The organism is Streptosporangium sp. NPDC023825 (assembly GCF_040639575.1).
Lineage (GTDB): Bacteria > Actinomycetota > Actinomycetes > Streptosporangiales > Streptosporangiaceae > Streptosporangium.
In genome coordinates this window covers 76,845-97,327 of record NZ_JBFAAE010000011.1, presented here as the reverse complement: position 1 = coordinate 97,327, position 20,483 = coordinate 76,845, and the positions used below count along the sequence as shown (strand labels likewise).

Annotated in this window: 21 protein-coding genes; 13 read left to right on the top strand and 8 right to left on the bottom strand. The window is 72.0% G+C overall.

The genetic code is table 11. From position 1 onward, the window contains the following. Nucleotides 1-29 precede the first annotated feature (29 nt). The 4 genes from sigJ (at nucleotide 30) to AB0G15_RS13135 (ending at nucleotide 2,812) form a co-directional block, all read left to right on the top strand. Complete coding sequence (gene sigJ, locus AB0G15_RS13150) at nucleotides 30-917, top strand: RNA polymerase sigma factor SigJ (protein ID WP_362838367.1); 888 nt, start codon at nucleotides 30-32, stop codon at nucleotides 915-917. Continuing rightward, the gene (locus AB0G15_RS13145; RefSeq protein ID WP_362838364.1) at nucleotides 914-1,378 is read left to right on the top strand and encodes a carboxymuconolactone decarboxylase family protein; all 465 of its coding nucleotides are present in this window, start codon (nucleotides 914-916) and stop codon (nucleotides 1,376-1,378) included. Before sigJ ends, AB0G15_RS13145 begins: the two co-directional genes overlap by 4 nt. 338 nt (nucleotides 1,379-1,716) lie before the next feature. Beyond that, nucleotides 1,717-1,872 (top strand): hypothetical protein, encoded by a 156-nt coding sequence (locus AB0G15_RS13140; RefSeq protein ID WP_362682086.1) that lies wholly within the window; start codon nucleotides 1,717-1,719, stop codon nucleotides 1,870-1,872. A 220-nt stretch (nucleotides 1,873-2,092) separates the two neighbouring features. Next, the gene (locus tag AB0G15_RS13135; RefSeq protein ID WP_362838361.1) at nucleotides 2,093-2,812 is read left to right on the top strand and encodes a pyridoxamine 5'-phosphate oxidase family protein; all 720 of its coding nucleotides are present in this window, start codon (nucleotides 2,093-2,095) and stop codon (nucleotides 2,810-2,812) included. Nucleotides 2,813-2,950: 138 nt separating this feature from the next. On the opposite strand, the gene AB0G15_RS13130 is transcribed toward AB0G15_RS13135, so the two are convergent. Both AB0G15_RS13130 and AB0G15_RS13125 read right to left on the bottom strand, forming a co-directional pair. Next, on the bottom strand, nucleotides 2,951-3,721 hold the full coding sequence (locus AB0G15_RS13130; RefSeq protein ID WP_362838358.1) for an SDR family oxidoreductase: 771 nt from the start codon (nucleotides 3,719-3,721) through the stop codon (nucleotides 2,951-2,953). A gap of 4 nt (nucleotides 3,722-3,725) precedes the next feature. Next, nucleotides 3,726-4,589 carry an RNA polymerase sigma-70 factor gene (locus AB0G15_RS13125; RefSeq protein ID WP_362838356.1) on the bottom strand — a complete coding sequence of 288 codons (864 nt, stop codon included), beginning with the start codon at nucleotides 4,587-4,589 and terminating at the stop codon, nucleotides 3,726-3,728. Between the two features lie 139 nt (nucleotides 4,590-4,728). Here AB0G15_RS13125 and AB0G15_RS13120 point away from each other — a divergent pair, with 139 nt between their 5' ends. Further along, entirely contained in the window at nucleotides 4,729-5,544 is an 816-nt protein-coding gene (locus AB0G15_RS13120) for an SDR family oxidoreductase (protein WP_362838353.1), read from the top strand. A gap of 232 nt (nucleotides 5,545-5,776) precedes the next feature. Here AB0G15_RS13120 and AB0G15_RS13115 read toward each other — a convergent pair whose 3' ends face one another. Both AB0G15_RS13115 and AB0G15_RS13110 read right to left on the bottom strand, forming a co-directional pair. Beyond that, nucleotides 5,777-6,037 carry a hypothetical protein gene (locus AB0G15_RS13115; RefSeq protein WP_362682099.1) on the bottom strand — a complete coding sequence of 87 codons (261 nt, stop codon included), beginning with the start codon at nucleotides 6,035-6,037 and terminating at the stop codon, nucleotides 5,777-5,779. 247 nt (nucleotides 6,038-6,284) lie between these two features. Further along, a complete protein-coding gene (locus AB0G15_RS13110) occupies nucleotides 6,285-6,974 on the bottom strand; it encodes a GntR family transcriptional regulator (RefSeq protein WP_362838350.1) in 690 nt (229 codons plus the stop codon). A gap of 139 nt (nucleotides 6,975-7,113) precedes the next feature. On the opposite strand from AB0G15_RS13110, the gene AB0G15_RS13105 reads away from it, so the two are divergent. From AB0G15_RS13105 to AB0G15_RS13070, 8 genes are all read left to right on the top strand, one after another. Beyond that, nucleotides 7,114-7,917 (top strand): FAD binding domain-containing protein, encoded by an 804-nt coding sequence (locus tag AB0G15_RS13105; RefSeq protein ID WP_362682105.1) that lies wholly within the window; start codon nucleotides 7,114-7,116, stop codon nucleotides 7,915-7,917. A gap of 196 nt (nucleotides 7,918-8,113) precedes the next feature. Continuing rightward, a complete protein-coding gene (locus tag AB0G15_RS13100; RefSeq protein ID WP_362838347.1) occupies nucleotides 8,114-8,644 on the top strand; it encodes a (2Fe-2S)-binding protein in 531 nt (176 codons plus the stop codon). Then, nucleotides 8,641-10,026, top strand: a complete 1,386-nt coding sequence (locus AB0G15_RS13095) for a molybdopterin cofactor-binding domain-containing protein (protein ID WP_362838344.1) — start codon at nucleotides 8,641-8,643, stop codon at nucleotides 10,024-10,026. The genes AB0G15_RS13100 and AB0G15_RS13095 overlap by 4 nt, the downstream gene beginning before the upstream one ends. Before the next feature lie 3 nt (nucleotides 10,027-10,029). Continuing rightward, nucleotides 10,030-11,067, top strand: a complete 1,038-nt coding sequence (locus tag AB0G15_RS13090) for a molybdopterin cofactor-binding domain-containing protein (RefSeq protein WP_362838341.1) — start codon at nucleotides 10,030-10,032, stop codon at nucleotides 11,065-11,067. A gap of 32 nt (nucleotides 11,068-11,099) precedes the next feature. Continuing rightward, on the top strand, nucleotides 11,100-11,402 hold the full coding sequence (locus tag AB0G15_RS13085) for an EthD family reductase (RefSeq protein ID WP_362838338.1): 303 nt from the start codon (nucleotides 11,100-11,102) through the stop codon (nucleotides 11,400-11,402). A 218-nt stretch (nucleotides 11,403-11,620) separates the two neighbouring features. Continuing rightward, nucleotides 11,621-12,487, top strand: coding sequence for a MoxR family ATPase (locus tag AB0G15_RS13080; protein ID WP_362838335.1), 867 nt, complete (start codon nucleotides 11,621-11,623; stop codon nucleotides 12,485-12,487). Beyond that, on the top strand, nucleotides 12,480-13,760 hold the full coding sequence (locus AB0G15_RS13075; protein ID WP_362838332.1) for a VWA domain-containing protein: 1,281 nt from the start codon (nucleotides 12,480-12,482) through the stop codon (nucleotides 13,758-13,760). The genes AB0G15_RS13080 and AB0G15_RS13075 overlap by 8 nt, the downstream gene beginning before the upstream one ends. A gap of 64 nt (nucleotides 13,761-13,824) precedes the next feature. Next, a complete protein-coding gene (locus AB0G15_RS13070; protein WP_362838329.1) occupies nucleotides 13,825-14,739 on the top strand; it encodes an amidohydrolase family protein in 915 nt (304 codons plus the stop codon). A 162-nt stretch (nucleotides 14,740-14,901) separates the two neighbouring features. Here the strand turns inward: AB0G15_RS13070 and AB0G15_RS13065 are convergent, their stop codons facing one another. The 4 genes from AB0G15_RS13065 to AB0G15_RS13050 form a co-directional block, all read right to left on the bottom strand. After that, entirely contained in the window at nucleotides 14,902-15,582 is a 681-nt protein-coding gene (locus AB0G15_RS13065) for a hypothetical protein (RefSeq protein ID WP_362838326.1), read from the bottom strand. Nucleotides 15,583-15,770: 188 nt separating this feature from the next. Next, nucleotides 15,771-18,611 carry a vitamin B12-dependent ribonucleotide reductase gene (locus AB0G15_RS13060; protein ID WP_362838323.1) on the bottom strand — a complete coding sequence of 947 codons (2,841 nt, stop codon included), beginning with the start codon at nucleotides 18,609-18,611 and terminating at the stop codon, nucleotides 15,771-15,773. An 84-nt stretch (nucleotides 18,612-18,695) separates the two neighbouring features. Beyond that, nucleotides 18,696-19,157, bottom strand: a complete 462-nt coding sequence (gene nrdR, locus AB0G15_RS13055; protein ID WP_362682135.1) for a transcriptional regulator NrdR — start codon at nucleotides 19,155-19,157, stop codon at nucleotides 18,696-18,698. A gap of 442 nt (nucleotides 19,158-19,599) precedes the next feature. Further along, the gene (locus tag AB0G15_RS13050) at nucleotides 19,600-19,866 is read right to left on the bottom strand and encodes a LysM peptidoglycan-binding domain-containing protein (RefSeq protein WP_362838320.1); all 267 of its coding nucleotides are present in this window, start codon (nucleotides 19,864-19,866) and stop codon (nucleotides 19,600-19,602) included. Between the last annotated feature and the right edge of the window lie 617 nt (nucleotides 19,867-20,483).

Sequence of the window (20,483 nt, the reverse complement as noted above, 5' to 3'; positions counted from 1 at the left end):
AGGTTCGGGCGATGTCACAGACTTGGAACATGTCTCGTCCTCCTTACGTGAACGGTGACGAAGCCCTCGCCGCTGAGTTCGAGGCCATCCGGCCACGCCTGGTCGGCGTGGCCTACGCCCTGCTCGGCAGCGTCGACGAGGCCGAGGACGTGGTCCAGGATGCCTGGTTGCGGCTGGGCAGGGCGGAGCGTTCGGAGATCGGGGACGTCACGGGCTGGCTGGTGGTCACAGTATCGAGACTCGCGCTGGACGTGCTGCGTTCGGCGCGCGTACGGCGCGAGGAATACGTCGGGCCGTGGCTGCCGGAGCCCGTGGTGGGCGGGGGCGACCCCGCCGACCGGGTGACCCTGGACGAGTCGATGAGCCTGGCGATGCTGGTGGTGCTGGAGTCGCTCAGCCCCGCCGAGCGCACCTCCTTCGTCCTGCACGACGTGTTCGGGCTGCCGTTCGGGGAGGTGGCGCGCGCGGTCGGGCGCTCCGCCGCCGCGTGCCGGCAGCTCGCGGCCCGCGCCCGCGGGCACGTCGCGGCGCGGGCACCCCGTTTCGAGGTCGACGAGACCGAGCACCGCAGGGTGGTCGAGGCGTTCGCGCGGATCATCCGGGGCGGGGACGGCGACATCGGCGCGCTGATGGCACTGCTCGATCCGGACGTGGTGATGCGCAGCGACGGCGGCGGGGTGGTCGGCGCGGCCCGCAGGCCGGTCCGCGGCGCCGACCGGGTGGGCCGCTTCATACGCGGCCTCGCCGGGAAGTTCGGCGGCACAGGGAGGCTGACGGTGACCACGGTCAACGGCCGGGCCGGACTGCTGTGGGCGCGGAACGACGGGCTCTCCGTCTACGGGCTGGCCGTCTCCGAGGGCCGCATCACCGAGATCGACATCGTGAGGAACCCCGAGAAACTGAGGAGTGTTCGATGAAAGAGCGGATGAACGTCAGCGAGCTCGCCCCCGAGGCCTACCGGGCCATGCTGCGGCTGGAGAAGTACCTGGCCGACAGCGGGCTGCCGCACGCCACGAAGGAACTGGTCAAGCTGCGGGTCAGCCAGATCAACGGCTGCGGCTTCTGCGTCGACATGCACTCCCACGACGCGAAGGCGTCCGGGGAGAGCGACGAGCGGCTGTTCGCGGTGGCGGCCTGGCGGGAGACGCCCTTCTTCGACGACGCCGAGCGGGCGGCCCTCGCCCTGGCCGAGGAGGCCACCCGGCTCAGCGACCGCGGCGAGACGGTGCCGGACGAGGTGTGGGACGAGGCCGCCAAACACTACGAGCCGGAGGTGCTGGCCGCACTGGTCGTGACGATCTCGACGATCAACGCGTGGAACCGGATCGCCGTCACCACCCGCATGGTCGCGGGAACCCTGCGTAGCCAAAACGGTTGATCGGGAGGGGCGGGGCGGACTAGGTTTGGCTCGCACGGGCAACCGTGCGAGCCAGGCGCGCGAGCGTCCGGCGAACCGGTGTCATAGGACGCGGACCACGGCGAACCCGGAAAAGGGGAAGATCATGCGGCGACGCACCCAGATCATCCGGCGGCGGCGTCCGCGCCGTCCCGACCTCGCCTCGGGCCTGGACCTGCGCTCCCCCTCGGGGCGCCCGCTCCCCTACTGACCTGGTCCCCTGCCGACCTGGCCTTTACGGCAGTCTTATGCGGCGATCTGTAGATATTTCATATAACGGAACCATCACGCCGGGGGGCTCAATGAAGAGACTTGTGGTCGTGCCACCATATGTCGCACGGCTCAAGATCAGGGACATTCGTTCCGCGACACGCCGCGGGGTGGCCGGTGACACCAAGGTCGTCGACCTCAGCGCCTACACGGGCCGCAACGTCCTCCGCTTTCCACGGACCAGCGGTCCCACATCCGCCGCCTGACCCCGTCCGGCCCTCCTCGCGAAAGACCCGCCACGGCGGGTCTTTCTCCGTTCGGGCCGCCGTTCCGCCACCGTTCCGGCCGCGGGCTCGCCGCGGATCCGTTTCCCTGCGGCCCGCCCGGCCTCCCGGCGATCCACCCGGCTTCCCGGCGATCCGTCCGACGGGACGCACGAACCGTGGGACACCCGAACTCCGAGGTCACCTGATTGAATATCGCCTCATGAGCGAATTGTCCGCAACCGAGCGCACCCGGCACCGGCGCCTGCGGGAGAAGGGCCGCACCGACCGCGCCGCCCTGTACGAGGTGCTGGGCGCCGGATTCGTCTGCCACCTGGGAGTGATCTCAGGTGGTGTGCCCATGGTGGTCCCCACGGTCTACGGCTTCGACGCCGACCACCTCTACGTGCACGGCTCGGTGGCCAGCAGGAGCCTGACCGGCCCGGACGAGCCCGGGGCCGCGACGGCCGCCGGCCCGGACGAACCGGGGGACGTGGCGGGCCCGGGTACGGGCACGGTCTGCGTGACGGTCACCCACGTGGACGGCCTCATCCTGGCCAGGTCGGTCTTCGAGCACGGCGTCAACTACCGCTCCGCCATGGTCTACGGCGTGCCCCGCTCCCTGGAGGGCGAGGAGAAGCTGGCCGCGCTGCGGATCCTGACCGAGCGTGCCGCCCCCGGCCAGTGGGACTACGCCAGGCGGCCCAGCCGCAAGGAACTCGCCGCGACGACGATCCTCGCGATCTCCCTGGCCGAGGCGTCGGTCAAAATGAGTTCCGGACCGCCCGAGGACGGAGAGGGGCCCGACGCGGAGCTGGGGCTCTGGGCGGGCCGGCTGCCTCTGGCCACCACCTGGCTCGCCCCGGTGCCCGACCCCCTGCTTCCGGCCGGGATCGCCCCTCCCGATCACATCGCCGCCCGGACGGGCACGCGGGCCACCTGATCCCCCTGCGGGCGGAGCGGCCCCGGCGTCACCGGCCCGGGAGGTCTCCCTCGTGAGGACCGGAGCCGGCACGGGCCGTGGCCCGGCGCGGCACCGCGCACAACGGGTCGCGGTCCCGCGCGGCGGGGACCGCCCCGGTCACCGCCGCGCCCGTGTCCCGTACCCGCTCCGGCCCGGGGCCGTCGCCACGAAGTCAGCGAACGTCCCGCGCCCGTCGGGGTGGTCCGGCGCGAGGTGCGCGTCCCGCCGGAAGGCGGCGGCCACCCGGCCCGGCAGGAGCAACGGCACGACGGGCTTGCGCCGGCCGGTGACGCGCAGATAGGTCCGCGCGAGCTCGGCGACGCTCACGATCTCGGGGCCGCCCATGTCGGGCACCCTCCCGGCGGGCGCGCCCAGCGCCAGCTCCACCAGCCGCTCCGCGACCTCCTCGATCTCCACCGGCTGGAGGCTCGTCCCGGCGGGAACGAGCAGGACCGGCGCCTTCGCCAGTGCCTCCAGCGCGAACAGGACCAGGTTGTGGAACTGCGTCGCGCGCAGGATGGTGTACGGCAGCCCCGAGTTCTCGACGATCCTCTCGGCCTCGTACTTGCGCCGGTAGTACGAGTACGGGTGCCGGTCGACGCCGACGATGGAGATGTAGACCAGGTGGGTGCCCGCGGGCGCCGCGGCGATCAGCCGCCGGGTTCCCTCGACGTCCGCCGAGGAGTCGCGCGGGTCGCTGGCGAGGTGGACGACCGTGCCGACCCCGTCGAGGGCGGCGCCGAGCCCCGCCCCCGTCCTCAGGTCCCCGATGTAGGGCTCGCGCGTGCGGCTCAGCACGCGGGCGGGGTGACCGGCCGCGGCGAGCCGGTCCACGACGTGGCGGCCGAGAGTGCCCGTACCGCCGGTGACAAGGATGTTTTCCGTCATACCCCTAAGAACCGGTGAGCTCCTGCAGATGTGACAGCTTCTCCGGATTGAGCACTGCGCGCACCCCGACGATCATGCCGCCGGAGATCTCGATCACGAAGACCGTGATGATCTCCCCCTCACGCCGGGCGAGGATCCCCTCCTGGCCGTTGATGTCGGCATGGCCGAATTCCACGCCCTGCCCGAACTTGGCGGCGGCCCCGGCGAGGTAGCGGACGACCCGCTCGCGGCCCGTGACCGGCCGCAGCGCGGCGTTCACCTTGCCCCCGCCGTCGGACCAGGTGACCACGTCGTCGGCGAGCAGCCGCTCCAGCCCGGCCAGGTCGCCGCTCGCGGCAGCCGTCAGGAAACGTTCCACGATCCTTCGCCGCTGCTCGCCGGGGGCGTCGAACCTCGGAGCCTCGCCGACCCTGCGCCGGGCCCTGCCGTACAGCTGGCGGCAGTTGGCCTCGGACAGGTCGAGCACGTCGGCGATCTCGCGGTACCCGTACGAGAAGGCCTCGCGCAGCACGAACACGGCCCGCTCCGCCGGGGTGAGCCGCTCCAGCAGGAGCATGAAGGCCATGGACACCGCGTCGCGCCGCTCGGCGCTCTCCAGCGGGCCGAGCGCGCCGGTCGGCGCGGGCTCGGGGAGCCAGAAGCCGACGTAGCGCTCGCGGGTGGTGCGGGCGGCGGAGAGCCGGTTGAGGCAGAGGTTGGTGACGACCTTGGCCAGCCAGGCCCCCGGCGAGACGATGTTCTCACGCTCGGCGCCGCTCCAGCGCAGGTAGGCGTCCTGGACGACGTCCTCGGCCTCGCTGGCCGACCCGAGCATCCGGTACGCCAGGCCGAACATCTTCGACCGCTCCGCCTCGAACTCCTCAATCACCCGACCAGCGTGCCAGACGGAGCGAGCAGGCCACGGCATGGTGAGCGGGCAGGCCACGGCCGCTCGTCCGTCACGGAGGGGGCGGCGCGCTCGCGAAAGCCGATCGCGAACGCGCCGCCCCCTCCGGCAGGATCGGACCATGACGATCGAGACGAACGACGGCCCCGGCCGGAAATCGCTGGCGGGGCGCGTCGCTGTGGTGACCGGGGTGAGCAGACGGGCCGGGATCGGTTTCGCGATCGCCCGCGAGTTGCTCGCCGAGGGGGCGAGCGTGCTGGTGCACTCGTGGACGCCGCACGACGCCGGTCAGCCGTGGGGCGTCGACCCCGCCGGGATGGCGGGGGTCCTCGAGGAACTCGGCGGGGTGGGCGAGCGCCTGCGGCACGTGGAGGCCGACTTCGCCGACTCGGAGACACCGGCGTCGGTCATCGAGCTGGCGGCGCGGTCCTTCGGGCACGTCGACGTGGTGGTGGCCAACCACGCCCGCAGCGCCCTGGGAACGCTCGACGAGATCACCGCGGACGAGCTCGACCTCTCCTGGGCGGTGAACGCCCGCGGGAGCGTACTGCTGACACAGGCCTTCGCCGCCCGGCACGACGACCGGCGGCCCGGCGGGCGGGTGATCCTGTTCACCTCGGGACAGCATCTCGCCCCGATGAGCCAGGAGCTGCCGTACGCCATCAGCAAGGGCGCGATCCACCAGATGACGCTCAGCCTCGCCGACGCCCTCGCCGACCGGGGCATCACCGTGAACGCGATCAATCCCGGACCGGTCGACACCGGCTGGGCCACCCCCGACATCACCCTCGAGGTGGGCCGCGCGCTGCCCGCGGGCCGGTGGGGGAAACCCGAGGACGTCGCCCGGCTGGTCCGCTGGCTCGCCTCCGACGACGGTGCCTGGATCACCGGCCAGGTGATCAATTCCGAGGGCGGGTTCCGGCGGTGGGCGATGTGACGCCCCGCCCGGCGGCACCTCGTGAGCCCTGGTGAGCCCTCGCGATCTCTTGTGAGCTCCGGTGAGTCCTTGTGAGCTCTGGTGAGCCCCTCGTGAGGCGTGAGGCCGCCCGGAGGCGAGCTCTGGTGAGGCTTGGTGAGCCCCGGTGAGGCCGCCCGGAGGTGAGCCCGGCCGGCCTCTTGACGCCCGGACGGCGGGCTGCCCGGAGGCGGCCTCCGGGCAGCCGCGATCGTCACCTGTCGCCGTTGTTCTCCGGCGTCTGCGACAGCGCGCTCGCGGCGGCGGACTTCTCCTCGTCGCCCTGCTCCGGGTCCGACAGCGTCCTGGACGAGGCCGACGCCGCCTCGGCGCCGGTCTCCCCGTGGCTCTCCGGGGCCTGCGACAGCGCGCTCGCGGCAGCGGACTTCTCCTCGTCGGTCGCGTTGGGGTCGGCCAGCGTCCTGGCCGCGGCCGTCGCCGCCTCGGAACCGGTCTGTCCAGAGTTGCTCGTCACGATCTCACCTTTCCTCGAACCGTATCCGCGTTTCTCGCATCCCGGCCGGGGCGGTGAGGTCGTGCGGGCTCCCGCGCCGCGCACGATCCCGCCGTCCGTGCCGCGGCGGGCGCCGGCCCCTCACAAGGATCGGGCACCCGCCGTTCCGGCCGGTGATGACGACAGCCAAGCCCGGCTACCCCGGTGATCGGGTTCCAACCGCGATTCCTCCGGATACGCGGCGATTCAGCCTGGATCCAGCCGGTGTTCAGCCGGCGGCGGTGTCGCGGATCCTGCCGTGGGCGTCGTGCGGGAGGTCGGCGTAGTGCCACTGGTGGTCGCGGGCGTGCTTGCAGGCCGTCTCCAGGTCGCCGCGCTCGATCACCGCCAGCAGCTCGGCGTGGTCGCGGGCGATGTCGTGGAGGTCAACGCCGGTCGCGAGCATCGTGACCGAGGTGCGCGCCTCGATCTGCAGCCCCTCCCAGGAGAGCCTGAGCAGCTCGTTGCGAGCGGCCTCGACGATGCGCCGGTGGAAGGACACGCTCGCCCGCATGGACGCCTCACCGTCGCGCCCGGCGGCCGCGGCCCGCATCGCCGCCACGTCCGATCCGAGCGCCTCCAGCGGGACGGTCCCGGCGAGCAGGGCGAGCCGGATGGCCGTCTCCTCCAGCGCGGCCCGCACGACGTAGCTCTCCCTGAGCGTCTCGTGGACGAAGGGACGCACGAAGGTGCCCCTTCGCGGCTGGGTCTCCACCAGCCGCATGACCTCCAGCTCGCGCAATGCCTCGCGGACGGGTGCCTGGCTCGTGCCGTACGTCGCCGCGAGACGCGTCTCCACCAGTCGCTCACCGGGCCTGAACTGGCCGGAGACGATCCGGCTGACCAGCGAGTCGCGGATCTGCCGCGACAGCGTCAGCCGCGGCAGCATGGAGGGCTCCCCCGTCATCTCCTCGGTCATGGAGCGCATCCTACCGAGTGTCGATTCTCGTTCATCGATCTCCTCTTGACCTCCCCTTGACTCAGGGACGAGCCTCAGCCTACGGTTCCGATAATCAATTATCGATATTTAACCCGCTCGTAACGCAGGGGGTCCGGACATGATGATCCAGGCGGTCCACGTGCCAGAGTCCGCCGAGGCCGTGGCGGCCCACTCGGCGAGAGGCGGCCAGATCATGGGCGGCGGCACCGTCGTGATGCCGCTGGTCAGCGGCGGCGCCGCGACCGGGAGCGAGCTGATCAGCCTGCGAAGGGCCGGGCTGGCGGGGATCGAGGTCCGGGACGGCGTCGCCAGGATCGGCGCGGCCGCTCCCCTGTCCTCCGTCGAGGAGCATCCCGGGCTCGGCTTCCTGCGCCCGGCGGTGCGCACCATCGCCTCCCCCACGATCCGCAACCTGGCGACCGTGGGCGGCAACCTGTTCGTCGCGCAGCCGTACGGCGACCTGGCGGTCTGCCTGCTCGCCCTCGACGCGCTGTGCGAGATCGCGGGCCCCGGCGGGCGGCGCGACGCCCCGGTGGCCGACGTGCTCGCCTCGGGGGTCGCCGCGGGCGAGTTCGTCACGGCGGTGGTGGTCGCCCTGCCGGAACCGGGAACCTGGTACTACCACAAGGCGATGCGCCGCAGGCTGAACTCGGCGTCCATCGTGACCGTCGCCTCCGTGACGCGCACCGAGGACGGCGTGGTGACCTCGACCAGGATCGCCCTCGGCGGCGTCGCCCCGCGCCCGGTGCGCGCGGTGTCGGCCGAGCGGCTGCTGGCGGGCCGTCCGCTGAGCCCCGACGTCCTGACCGAGGCCGGGGAGGCCGCCCGCTCCGACACCGCGCCCTTCGACGACGCCTACGCCAGCGCGTGGTACCGGGCGCGGGTCCTGCCCGTGCACCTGCGCCGGGCCTTCACCGGCTAGCGGTCCCGCGGCACCTGTCACGTGCCCGCCGTCCTCCCGTCCACCGGCCCACCCCTCGGAAACGCCGATCCACCCCTCGGAGATCCGCCCCTCGGAGACGCGCCTCGGAAACGCCGATCCACCCCTCGGAGACGCGGTCCACCCGCACCCCCGGAAGCGCCCGTCCACCCGCCCACCCCCCAGAAAGGGCCGGACAATGTCGTCACAGATCGTCTCGCTCGTCGTCAACGGCGAACCCCGGGAGTTCATCGCCAGACCGGGGACCACCCTCCTGGCGACCCTGCGCGACTCGCTGGGGCTCACCGCGGCCAAGCGCGGCTGCGCGCAGGGCAGCTGCGGCACCTGCACCGTGCTGGTCGACGACCGGCCCGTGACGGCGTGCCTGGTCGCCGTGGAAACGGTCTCGGGCTGCTCGGTCCGCACGCTCGAGGGAGTGGCCGCCGGCGGGGACCTCGACGAGGTGCAGAGCGCCTTCGTCGACAACTTCGCCACCCAGTGCGGGTTCTGCACGGCAGGCATGATCATGGTCGCCGAGGCCCTGCTGGACCGCAACCCCGACCCGACCAGGGAGGAGGTGGCCGAGGCGATCTCGGGCAACGTCTGCCGGTGCACCGGCTACCAGCCCATCATGATCGCCATCCTGGACGCGGCCAGGCGCAGGCGCGGGGAGAGCGCGGAGCAGGGACAGCCAGTGGAGGAGCCCGTGGAAGGAACGGTGTCGCGATGACCTACCGGCTCGCCCCCATCGACAAGGGCTCCTTCGCCGCCGAGCGCGAGGACGACTTCACCGTCATCGGCTCGGTCGTCCAGCGCTCCGACGCGCTGGGGCACGTCACCGGCAGGACCGAGTTCTTCGAGGACGTCGCCCCCCGGGGGATGCTGCACCTGAAGATGCACCGCTCGGCCCGCCACCACGCCAGGATCAGGAGCGTCGACCTGACAGGCGCCCTGGAGGTGCCGGGCGTCACGCGGATCCTCACCCACGCGGACATCCCGAACAACATCTACACCCCGCTCAAGCTGATCGGCGTCGGGCCGGACGACGAGCCGATCCTGGCCGTGGACAAGGTCCGCTACCTCGGCGAGCCGATCTGCGCGGTGGTCGCCGAGTCCGAGGCGGCGGCCCTGGAGGGCGCGGCCAGGATCAGGGTCGACTACGAGGACCTGCCGGCGGTCTTCGACGTCGAGGAGGCCCTGGCGGAGGGGGCGCCGCTGGTCAACGAGTACCACGGCCGCAACTTCTTCACCTACGAGGGACACCACTGCCGGCGGATCCGGTTCGGCGACGTGGAGCAGGCGTTCGGGCAGGCCGACCACGTCTTCGAGTGGCGCTACGAGTCCGCGCCGATCGAGCAGGCCCCCACCGAGACCACCGGCTGCGTGGTGGTCCCGCAGGCCGACGGACGGCTGCGCATCCACTCCGACACCCAGGCGTGCTTCTTCACCCTCGACAACACCGCGCTGATCCTCCAGACCCCGTTCAACAAGCTGCGCGTCGTCGGCGGGACGGTCGGCGGGGGCTTCGGCGGCAAGGTCGACGTCGTCGTCGAGCCGGTCGCGTGCGTGGCCGCCATGGTGACCGACCGCCCGGTCAAGTTCGTCTACAGCAGGTACGAGGAGATGCAGGTCTCCTCGCCGCGCGCGGCCGAGCGCATCTACATCAAGGACGCCGTGATGGACGACGGCCGGATCATCGGCCGCAAGGTCACGCTGTACGTCGACTCCGGCGCCTACGCCCGGCACACCCCGTACGGCACCACCAAGGCCGCCGCCCACCTGCCGGGGCCGTACTCGATCCCGAACGTGTGGGCCGACTGCCACTGCGTGTTCACCAACCGCACGCCGTCCAGCGCGATGCGCGGGTTCGGCGTGACCATCGGCGACTTCGCGCTGGAGTCGCAGATGGACCGGGTCGCCAGGGCCCTGTCCATGGACCCGCTGCAGCTGCGCCTCATCAACGCCTACCGCGACGGGGACCTCAAGGCCCACCGCAAGGTCGCCGAGGGCACCGCGCTGGTCGAAGTGATCCAGAAGGCCGCGGAGATGTCCGGGCACGAGCTGCCCGAGGCGTACCGCCGGATGTCGTCGACGACACGAGAGGGGCTGTAGGCCATGGCCAGGCTACGCGGGCGCGGATACGCGTCGGTGAACTACCCGACCGGCATGAACCTCGGCGGCGACCCCTCGCAGGCGCTGATCCACGCCACGACCACGGGCACGTTCGTGATCACGCTGTCCTCGGTGGACCTCGGCCAGGGCATCAAGACGATCGCCGCCCAGTGCGCCGCCGAGACGCTCGGCCTGCCGATGGAGAACGTCCTGGTCAACACCGCCGACACCGACACCGGCCCGCACTGCATGGGGACCTTCGCCAGCCGGGGCACCCACCGCGTCGGCAACGCCGTCATCATGGCGGCGGCCGAGGCGCGCGCCGTGATGCTGGAGGTCGCCGCCGAGGAGCTGGAGGTCGACGCCGGGGACCTGGAGACCGACGGCACCGGCGTCATCAAGCTCAAGGGCTCGGACCAGCCGAGCATCCACATCACCGACCTCGCCCTGGCCGCGCACTTCAAGCACGGCCGCACGATCTCCGGGCGCGGTATCTTCCTCAAGGAGCCGAGCGTGCCGGTGCCCGAGACGGGGGAGATGGACCCCGACTCCTGCCAGGCGCACGCGTGCACGGTCGCCGTCGTCGAGGTGGACGACGAGACCGGGACGGTCGAGGTGCTGGAGCTGTACAACGCCTACGAGATCGGCCGGGCGCTCAACCCGGCGATGGCGACCCAGCAGGTCGAGGGCGGGGCCTGGATGGGCATGTCGCACGCCCTGTTCGAGACCACCGAGCCCTACTACCCCCGGCGCGACCACGGGCCGGTCGACTTCGCCGACTACCTCATGCCGGGGCCGGCCGACATTCCCGTACAGCACAGCCTGTTCCTGGAGCGCCCGGCGGGCAACGGCCCCTACGGCGCCAAGGGCATCGGCGAGATGACCGCCAACGCGCCGATCCCGGCCATCGCCAACGCCATCTTCGACGCCTGCGGCGTGCGCATCACGGCGATGCCCTTCACCCCCGAACGCGTCCTGCGCGGGCTGGACGCCCTCGCGCGGGACACCCCGCGCGAGGTGTCCTCGCGCGGGAACGCCTGAAAAACCCATCCGATCCGGAGGAACCGATACCCATGCTGAAAGTCGTCTCGCTGCTCAAGCGCGCGGAGAACCTGTCCCACGAGGAGTTCGCGAAGTGGGTCGTGGAGGACCACGTCGAGTTCGCCAAGAAGCTTCCCGGGCTGCGCAAGTACACGGTGAGCGTCAGCAACGGCGACGACGCTCCGTTCGACTCGGTGAACGAGCTCTACTTCGACGACGAGGACGCCCGCGTCGCCGCGTTCGGCTCCGAGCACGGCAAGGCCGCCGCGGCCGACGCCGCCGCGCACACCACCCAGCGGATCCACCTGCTCACGACCGAGCACGCGCAACTGTGACGCCTGTCGGGGGTTCCCCGGTGCCCGGCGGGTTCCCCCCGGCGCCCGGCGGGTCCTTCTCGGCGCCCGGCGAACCCTCGACGCCCGGCCGGGCCTCCTCCGCGGCCCGCGGAAACTCCTCCGCGGCCCGCGCAACCTCCTCGGTGGCCGACGGAGGTGTGCCGGGGGCCGGTGGGGCTGTGCCTGGGGCCGGTACGGGGGCCGGTGGGGGTGCTTCGGTGGGCCGCCTCCTGGACGAGCGCGCGCTCGCCGCGGCGCTCGAACGGGAGGGGTACTTCGCCGACGAGGGCCTCTGCACCGCCGTCCACCTGGCGCTGCGGCTGGGCCGGCCGCTGCTGCTCGAGGGGGAACCGGGCGTGGGGAAGACCGAGGTCGCCCGGGTGCTCTCGCGCGTCGTGGGCCGGGAGCTCATCCGGCTCCAGTGCTTCGAGGGGCTGGACTCCGGCCAGGCGCTGTACGAGTGGGACTACCCCAAGCAGCTCCTGCAGGTCCGGGTGGCCGAGAGCCGCGGCCAGGAGGTCGGCGACCTCTACCGCGAGGAGTTCCTGCTGCGGCGGCCGCTGCTGCGCACCCTGGAGGCCGACCGCGGCGCGGTCCTGCTGATCGACGAGATCGACCGCGCCGACAGCGAGTTCGAGGCGTTCCTGCTGGAGTTCCTGGGCGACTTCCAGATCACCGTCCCGGAACTGGGCACCATCCGGGCGCGCACGCCGCCGGTCGTGGTGCTCACCTCCAACCGGACCCGCGAGCTGCACGACGCCCTCAAACGGCGATGCCTCTACCACTGGATCGCCTTCCCCGAGGTCGACCGCGAGCGGGCGATCCTGCGCGCGGCCGTCCCCGGCCTGGAGGAGCGGGCCGCTGAGGGGCTGGTACGCGCCGTCCAGCGGGTACGCGGGCTGCCGCTGCTCAAACGGCCCGGCATCGCCGAGTCGGTGGAGTGGGCCAGGGGCGCGGTGGCCCTGGCCGAGGGCGGCAGCCCCTGGCCCGTGGCGCTGCGCCGCGCCCTCGGCCTGCTCATCAAGGACGAGGAGGACACCCGGCTGCTCGTCGGGCACGCGGAGGAGCTGTTCGGCGATGCCTGAGCCCCCCGCTCTCGCGGGAGAACCGTCCGGCGACCCCGAACCCACCACCCCCACGGGAGAGCCGTCCGGCGACAGTGAGCCCGCCGACCTCGCGGCCGGTCACGTGTGGGGGTTCCTGTCCGCACTGCGCGCCGCGGGCGTGACCACCGCGCTGCCGAAACAGGCCGACCTGCTGCGGGTCGTCGGCGAGTCGCCGCCGCGCGACCTGACCGCCCTGTACTGGTACGCCCGGATCACCCTGCTGCACGACATCGAGGAGCTCGCCGCGTTCGACCGGGTCTTCACCGCGTGGTTCCGGCAGGGCGGCCTCGCGGACGCCCTGCCGCCGCCCGCCGGGGAGAGCGACGTCCCCTCCCCCCAGGGACCCGGCGAGGACGACCCCGCCCCGCAAGAGGCGCTGCCCGGCGACGGCGTCGAGGCCAGCACGCTCAGCACGTACGGCAGGCGGGACTTCGACGCGGCCGGCGACCGGTGGCGTTCGGTCACCCGGGCCCTGGAGGCCGCCTGGCCCGCCGTGCTGCCCTCGACCCCGTCGAGGCGGCGGCGCCCGGCGCGGACCGGCGACCGGCTGGACGTGCGGCACGCCTGGCGGCGGGCGCACCGCCACGACGGGGAGATCATCGAGCTGCGCCGGCGTGCCCGGCCGCCGCGCCCGCGCCGCCTGCTCGTCCTGGTCGACGTCTCGGGCTCGCTGCGGCGGCACACCCCCGACCTGCTCCGCCTGGCGCACACGGCACTGCGCGCGGCACCGGCCCGCACCGAGGTCTTCACCTTCGGCACCCGGCTCACCAGGATCACCTCCGCCCTGTCGCACCCCCACACGGGCCGGGCGCTGCGCGCGGTGTCCGAGCGGGTCACGGACGCCGACGGCGGCACCGCGATCGGGGCGGCGCTGCAGGAGTTCCTGGACGTTCCACGGTTCGTGGCGCTCGCGAGGGGCGCGCTGGTGATCGTGCTGTCCGACGGGCTCGAACGCGGCGACCACGTCCCCATGGTCCGCGCGACCGCCCGCCTGTCCCGGCTGGGCCACCGGCTCGTCTGGTGGTCGCCGCTGGCGTGCTCCCCCGCATACAGCCCGGTCACGCGCGCCATGGCCGCCCTGCTCCCCCACCTCGACCACCTCGGCGGCGTACGCGACCTGCCCACCGCCCTCGCGGAGGTCCGCCGCCTCCCCGCGGTCCTGTCCGGCCCCCGGCGCGCGGCGGCCAGACGGTGGGCCGCTCCGCACTCCACTCCACGCCCCGCTCCACGCCCTGCGGGAGCCCGCTCATGACAGTCCCCACGGACAGGCCCCCGCGCGAGGCCGAGGCCGGAGATCCCCACGCCGGAGGTATCCGATGAACGACACCACCGCCCGTCCGGCTCCCGCCGGGATCGTCGACGCGCACCACCACATCTGGCGCGCCGCCGACCTGCCCTGGCTCCAGGGCGAGATGATCCCGCGCATCTTCGGCCCCTACGAACCGATCCGCCGCGACTACCCGGTGTCGGAGTACGTCGAGGAGGCCACCGCCTGCGGCATCACCTCCGCGGTCTACGTGCAGGCCAACTGGCCGCTCGACCGTGCCCTGGACGAGGTGCGCTGGCTGCGCGAGACGCATGCCGAGACCGGCTGGCCGACGGCCGTGATCGGCTCCGCGGACCTCTTCGACGAGGGCGCGGCCGACGTGATGCGCCGCCAGGCCGCGCTCACCCCTCTCATGAGGGGCACCAGGCTGCAGCTGCACTGGCACGAGCGGCCGGAGTTCCGCTTCGCCTCCGGCCCCGACCGCATGAAGGATCCCGTCTTCCGCCGCAACATCGCCTCGCTCGCCGACCTCGGCTGGCTGTTCGAGCTCCAGGTGTTCGCCGGGCAGATGGCCGACGCCGCGAGCTTCGTCGACGACTTCCCCGACGTCACGTTCGTCCTGGTCCACGCGGGGATGCTCGACGACTTCGAGGCGTCCCGGGTGGCGGAGTGGAAACGCGGCCTGAGACTGCTCGCCGAGCGGCCCAACGTCGTGGTGAAGCTCACCGGCCAGGGCACGTTCGTGCACCGTGTGGACCGCTCACTGATCGGGACGGTCGCGGACACCTGCCTGGAGGCCTTCGGCTCGCACCGCTGCATGTGGGGGAGCAACTTCCCGATCGAGAAGATCTGGACCGACCTGCCCACCCTGGTCTCCACCTGGCAGGAGGTCCTCGCCGGCCGGTCCGCCCAGGTCGTCCAGAACGTCTTCGCCGCCACCGCCCGCCGGGTCTACCGCCTGTGAGGACCGGCCCGGGCACCGGAACCGATCTCACCGGGCGGGCACCGGCGGCGTCGACCGCCCCTGTCCCGGCGCGGGATGTGCACTCCGTCCCAGGACCTCACGGCCCGTCCCGCTTCACGGCGACGCGACGCGCGGCGTTCTCGCCACGCGGTCACGACCTCCTCAGCGATTGAACCTCTCCAGTTTCCTCGCCATCTTCCCGGCCTGGGAGACGCCGTATTCCGATTCTCGCCAGTTCTGGGCGTGAGGGAGGGTGTAGACGGCCACCGTCCTCCCCTGCCGCATGACGGTGCCGCCCATCGTCGTGGCGTGCTGGAAGACGTCCACCAGGAACGCCTCGTCACCGATGCGCACGGGTTTCGTCCTGTAGGTGAAGTGCTGGCGATTCCGCTCGCCACACCGGTGCAGTTGTGACCGCAGACCCTCGACGGCCCTGCGAGCGGCCGTCTCGTCCCGATAGACGATCAGCTGCTCGGAGTAGTCACCATCCCACTTCACACTTCTGCCCGTGACGGTCCGTGCGGCCTGGCGGCCGACGTCCGTTCGCCTCGCGGTGGCGCAGGGGTCGATCAGCAGGGGTACGTCCCGGCGGTCGCCGAACGTCCAGGACATCGGGCCGATCTCCTTCTCGAACCTCTTCCTGGTCGCCCCGCTCTCGTACAGCAGGAACCCCTTGGGGATACCCGACCGCACGACCGTGATCGCCGTGGACGGCGCCCCGTCCGCCGCGCGGGCCGGCATCCCGGAGCCGGTCATGATCGTGAAGGCGATCGCCGCGGCCGGCAGCGCCAGGGCTTTGCGAGCCGGACCGGGCCACGTTCGGGTTCCGCGCCTGACATCCATCAGAGTCCCCTTCGGTAGCGACTGTCATCCGGTGATGAGATGCCGAAACCAGGTGATTCGTTCGCTGCTGGATTCGCGGACGACTCCCCGAGGACGCCGGGGGGGCCGGACTCGGTTCCGGTCCCCTCCTCGCTGTCAGGCGCTTCTTGCTGTCAGGCGCTACGCGGGCGCTGCCTTTCCGCCCGGGATCAGCTGCAGCCGCTGGTGGAGCCGCAGCCCTCGCAGACGTAGCAGCTGCCGGCCGGGCGCATCTTGGTGCCGCAGGTCATGCAGAGCGGCGCGTCGGCGGTGCGGCCCTGGTGGGACTCCAGGGAGCCGGTGCGGCGCGGGGTCTCCACGGGCACCGCCTCGGGGCGGGACTTCGGCTCCTCGACGGGAGCGGCCGTCTCGATGGGAGCCGAGGTGGCGAGCTCGGCGATGACCTCGTCCGTCTGGATCGGGGCCGGGTCCTCACCGCGCTGCTGGGCGGCGCGCTCGGAAGCGGAGAAGATCCCGAGGGCCGCGCGGTCGTCGTAGGGCAGGTGGTCCAGGGCCAGACGGCGGAAGATGTAGTCCATCACCGAGGCGGCGATGCGGACGTCCGGGTCGTCGGTCATGCCGGCCGGGTCGAAACGCATGTTGACGAACTTGCCGACGTACGTCTCCAGCGGCACCCCGTACTGCAGGCCGATGGAGATGGCCACCGAGAACGCGTCCATGACGCCCGCGAGGGTCGAGCCCTGCTTGGACATCTTCAGGAAGACCTCACCGAGACCGTCGTCGGGGTAGGACGAGGCGGTCATGTAGCCCTTGGCGCCTCCCACGGTGAAGCGGGTGGTGGTGCTGGGGCGCTGGTTCGGCATCCGGCGGCGGGTCGGGCGGCTGATCTCCACGACCTGGATCGCCGGCTCGGCGGGCGTCTCCTTCCCCTCGGTCTTCTTGCCCGAGGCCGAGAGGGGCTGGCCGACCTTGCAGTTGTCGCGGTAGACGGCCAGGGCCTTCAGCCCGAGCTTCCAGCCCTCCATGTAGACCTGCTCGATGTCCTCGATCGTCGCGGACTCGGGAAGGTTGACCGTCTTGGAGATGGCTCCGGACAGGAACGGCTGGGCCGCGGCCATCATGCGGACGTGGCCCATCGGGGCGATCGCGCGCTCGCCCATGGCGCAGTCGAACACCTCGTAGTGCTCGCGTCGCAGGCCGGGGGCGTCGACGACGTGGCCGTGCTCGGCGATGAACTCGACGATCGCCTCGACCTGCTCCTCCTGATAGCCCAGCCGCCGCAGCGCGCGGGGGATCGTCTGGTTGACGATCTGCATGGAGCCGCCGCCGACGAGCTTCTTGAACTTGACCAGGGCGAGGTCGGGCTCGATGCCGGTGGTGTCGCAGTCCATCATCAGGCCGATGGTGCCGGTCGGCGCGAGGAGCGAGGCCTGGGCGTTGCGGTAGCCGTTCCTGTCGCCGAGCCGCAGGCACTCGTTCCACTGCCTGGAGGCCTCGCGGTGGATGGCCCCGTCGATCTCGTCGAACGTGCGCAGGGCGTCGTTCGCGTCGTTGTGCTTGCGCATGACCCGCTTGTGCGCGTCGGCGTTGCGGGCGTAGCCGTCGTACGGGCCCACGACCGCGGCCAGCTCCGCGCTGCGGCGGTAGGAGACGCCGGTCATCAGCGAGGTGATGGCCCCGGCGACCGCCCGGCCGCCGTCGGAGTCGTAGGCGTGGCCGGTGGCCATGAGCAGCGCGCCGAGGTTGGCGTAGCCGATGCCCAGCTGGCGGTAGGCGCGGGTGGTCTCGTCGATCTTCTCGGTCGGGAAGTCGGCGAAGGTGATGGAGACGTCCATCGCGGTGATGACCAGCTCGGTGATCTTCACGAAGTTCGCGATGTCGAAGGTGTCGTCGTCCTTCAGGAACTTCAGCAGGTTGATGCTCGCCAGGTTGCACGAGGAGTTGTCCAGGTGCAGGTACTCCGAGCAGGGGTTGCTGGCGGTGATGCGGCCCGTCTCCGGGCTGGTGTGCCAGTCGTTGATCGTGTCGTCGTACTGGAGGCCGGGGTCGGCGCACTCCCACGCGGCCTTGCCCATCTTGCGGAACAGCTCTCTGGCGTCGATCTTCTCGATGACCTCGCCGGTGAGGCGGGCGCGCAGGCCGAACTCCTCGCCGTTCTCCACCGCGCGCATGAACTCGTCGGAGACGCGCACGGAGTTGTTGGCGTTCTGGTACTGGACGGAGACGATGTCCTTGCCGCCCAGGTCCATGTCGAACCCGGCGTCGCGGAGGGCGCGGATCTTGTCCTCCTCGCGCGCCTTGGTCTCGACGAACTCCTCGATGTCGGGGTGGTCGACGTCGAGGACGACCATCTTGGCGGCGCGGCGGGTGGCGCCCCCGGACTTGATGGTGCCCGCGGAGGCGTCGGCGCCGCGCATGAAGGAGACCGGGCCGCTGGCGGTGCCGCCACTGGAGAGCAGTTCCTTGGAGGAACGGATCCGGGAGAGGTTGACGCCGGAGCCCGAACCTCCCTTGAAGATCACGCCCTCTTCCTTGTACCAGTCGAGGATCGACTCCATCTGGTCGTCGACGGCCAGGATGAAGCAGGCGCTGACCTGCTGCGGCGACGCGGTGCCGACGTTGAACCAGACGGGCGAGTTGAAGCTGAAGACCTGGTTGACCAGGGCGTGCTTGAGCTCGTGGTCGAAGATCTCGGCGTCCTCGTCGGTGGCGAAGTAGCCGTGCTCGACCGCCGTACGCGTGTAGACGCCCACCACCCGGTCGACCAGCTGCTTGAGGCTCCACTCCCGCTGCGGGGTGCCGACCGCGCCGCGGAAGTACTTGGTGGTCACGATGTTGGCGGCGTTGACCGACCACGACTGGGGGAACTCGACGCCGCGCTGCTCGAAGTTGACCGAGCCGTCGCGCCAGTTGGTCATGACGACGTCACGGCGCTCCCAGGTCAGCTCGTCATAGGGATGCACGCCTGGCGTGGTGAAGATGCGCTTCATCTTCAGGCCCTTACGCGGCCTCTTGCCCCCACGTGTCACCGCGCCGACAGTCTCCGTCATGACTTCCCCCTCCTGGGGCTCCGTAGAACCCTCGAATCGGACCACACCAACGCGCCGCCTCACCCCCGGCGCCCGGGGTCTGCATCAGTCCTGCTCGGTGGAGCGCTCCGCCCGGAGCCGCTCGATCTCCGCCTCGAAGTCGGCCAGGGTCTCGAACCCCCGGTAGACGGAGGCGAACCGCAGGTACGCCACCTCGTCCAGCTCTCGGAGCGGGCCCAGGATGGCCAGCCCGACCTCGTGGGCCGCGATCTCGGCGCACCCGGTGGCCCGGATGCTCTCCTCGACCCGCTGGCCCAGCTGCGCCAGGGAGTCCTCGCTGACGGACCGTCCCTGGCACGCCCGCCGGACTCCGGCGATCACCTTGTCCCTGAAGAACGGCTCCGTCACACCGCTGCGCTTGCTCACCATGAGCAGGACGGTCTCCTGCGTGGTGAACCTGCGCCCGCATTCGGAGCACGTGCGCCTGCGGCGGATGGCCCCACCGTCCTCGGTGGCCCGGCTGTCGATGACTCGCGTGTCCAGATGGCGACAGAACGGACAATGCACGTGTGTCGCCTCCCTGACTACCGAAGCGGCCGACCCATTTCACCTACCCACCACGCGCACGCACAGACGCTCGCGCACACACCTTCGAATAGTCGAGGTGCGGTAATGGAAACACAATCTGTGGTGAAGGGTTGCGATGCAGCCACTAGATGTTGTGGTCCAACCGTAGAAGTGCGCGACCATGAACGCAAGTTGAAACGACCTTGCGGGACGAAGTCGCTGATCAGCCGTCACATCGCGGCGTGTCGCCACCTGGGCGGGACCCCTCCCGTCCCGGGCACCGCTTCCCTCACACGCGCCCCGGGCGACCTGTCAGGCGAGGGCACTCCGGACCCCCTCCCCCGCCCGCCGACCGCCCTCCCGGACCCCTCCCCCGCGTACGCCACCGCCCCTCCCCCGTCTCAGGGGACAGCCCATCTCAGGGGGCAGGCCCTCCCGGGCCTCAGCGGACGAGGCCCTCGGGGAGGTAGAGCCGGGTCCCCGGCCGGACCGCGGAGCCGGACAGCCCGTTGAGGTCCATGACACGGCGGACCGTCGGGCCGGTGTCGGCCTCCTCCGTCAACGCGTCCGCGATCTCCCACAGCGTGTCGCCCGCGTGCACCGTGATCCGGGGAAGGCCCTCGAGGTCCGGCCGCCCGCCCGCCGAGGCCATGTCGATGCGCCCGCCGATCCAGAGCACCCCCAGGGTGAGGAGCGCGAGCACCGCCACCGCCACGATCCTTCCACGCCTGGTGAGCCGGAGTGGCCGCCGGACGGGCGCCGGCCGGGCGACCCCGGGACGGCGGGCCCGCGCCGCGGACGCCACCGCCGGGCCCGGCGCCCTTCCCGGCCCGGATCCGCCCCCGAGCCCCCGCTCCGGCTCATGGCCAGGCCTCCGCCCCGGCTCGCGACCGGGTCGCCGTCTCCGCTCACGTCCGGACGGCCGCCCGGGCTCGCGACCGGGCCCCTGCCTGGATTCGCTCCCGGGCAGCCGCTCGGACCGCTGTCCGGACCGCTGCCCGGGCACCCGCTCGGACCCCTGTCCGGACCTTCGCCCCGACCCACGGCCGGTACGCGGTCCCGGCAGTGGTCCGGACAGGGGTCCCGGCAGGGGTCCCGACACCGGATCCGGCACCGGCCCCCGTCCGGATCCCGGCCCGGCCCCCGCCCCGGACCTCCGCGCGGACTCCGGCCCCGGCTCCGACCCCGACTCCGGCTCCGGTCGCGGGGGCGGCACGAGCCGCAGGCGCGGCGCCTCCGGTGATCGCCGCGCCGCCCGGGATGCCGGCGCGGTCCTGGATCGCGGTGTCGTCGTGGTCGGTTTCATGGTGACCCCCATCCCCTCGA

What these genes read in the sequence shown, in the direction of transcription:
- AB0G15_RS13100 (WP_362838347.1), top strand. Translation starts at nt 8,114, where the DNA reads ATGTCGTCACAGATCGTCTCGCTCGTCGTCAACGGCGAACCCCGGGAG.
- AB0G15_RS13095 (WP_362838344.1), top strand. Translation starts at nt 8,641, where the DNA reads ATGACCTACCGGCTCGCCCCCATCGACAAGGGCTCCTTCGCCGCCGAG.
- AB0G15_RS13060 (WP_362838323.1), bottom strand. Translation starts at nt 18,611, where the DNA reads ATGACGGAGACTGTCGGCGCGGTGACACGTGGGGGCAAGAGGCCGCGT.
- AB0G15_RS13090 (WP_362838341.1), top strand. Translation starts at nt 10,030, where the DNA reads ATGGCCAGGCTACGCGGGCGCGGATACGCGTCGGTGAACTACCCGACC.
- AB0G15_RS13130 (WP_362838358.1), bottom strand. Translation starts at nt 3,721, where the DNA reads ATGACGGAAAACATCCTTGTCACCGGCGGTACGGGCACTCTCGGCCGC.
- AB0G15_RS13085 (WP_362838338.1), top strand. Translation starts at nt 11,100, where the DNA reads ATGCTGAAAGTCGTCTCGCTGCTCAAGCGCGCGGAGAACCTGTCCCAC.
- AB0G15_RS13075 (WP_362838332.1), top strand. Translation starts at nt 12,480, where the DNA reads ATGCCTGAGCCCCCCGCTCTCGCGGGAGAACCGTCCGGCGACCCCGAA.
- AB0G15_RS13135 (WP_362838361.1), top strand. Translation starts at nt 2,093, where the DNA reads ATGAGCGAATTGTCCGCAACCGAGCGCACCCGGCACCGGCGCCTGCGG.
- AB0G15_RS13145 (WP_362838364.1), top strand. Translation starts at nt 914, where the DNA reads ATGAAAGAGCGGATGAACGTCAGCGAGCTCGCCCCCGAGGCCTACCGG.
- AB0G15_RS13070 (WP_362838329.1), top strand. Translation starts at nt 13,825, where the DNA reads ATGAACGACACCACCGCCCGTCCGGCTCCCGCCGGGATCGTCGACGCG.
- AB0G15_RS13105 (WP_362682105.1), top strand. Translation starts at nt 7,114, where the DNA reads ATGATGATCCAGGCGGTCCACGTGCCAGAGTCCGCCGAGGCCGTGGCG.
- AB0G15_RS13065 (WP_362838326.1), bottom strand. Translation starts at nt 15,582, where the DNA reads ATGGATGTCAGGCGCGGAACCCGAACGTGGCCCGGTCCGGCTCGCAAA.
- AB0G15_RS13110 (WP_362838350.1), bottom strand. Translation starts at nt 6,974, where the DNA reads ATGACCGAGGAGATGACGGGGGAGCCCTCCATGCTGCCGCGGCTGACG.
- AB0G15_RS13120 (WP_362838353.1), top strand. Translation starts at nt 4,729, where the DNA reads ATGACGATCGAGACGAACGACGGCCCCGGCCGGAAATCGCTGGCGGGG.
- sigJ (WP_362838367.1), top strand. Translation starts at nt 30, where the DNA reads ATGTCTCGTCCTCCTTACGTGAACGGTGACGAAGCCCTCGCCGCTGAG.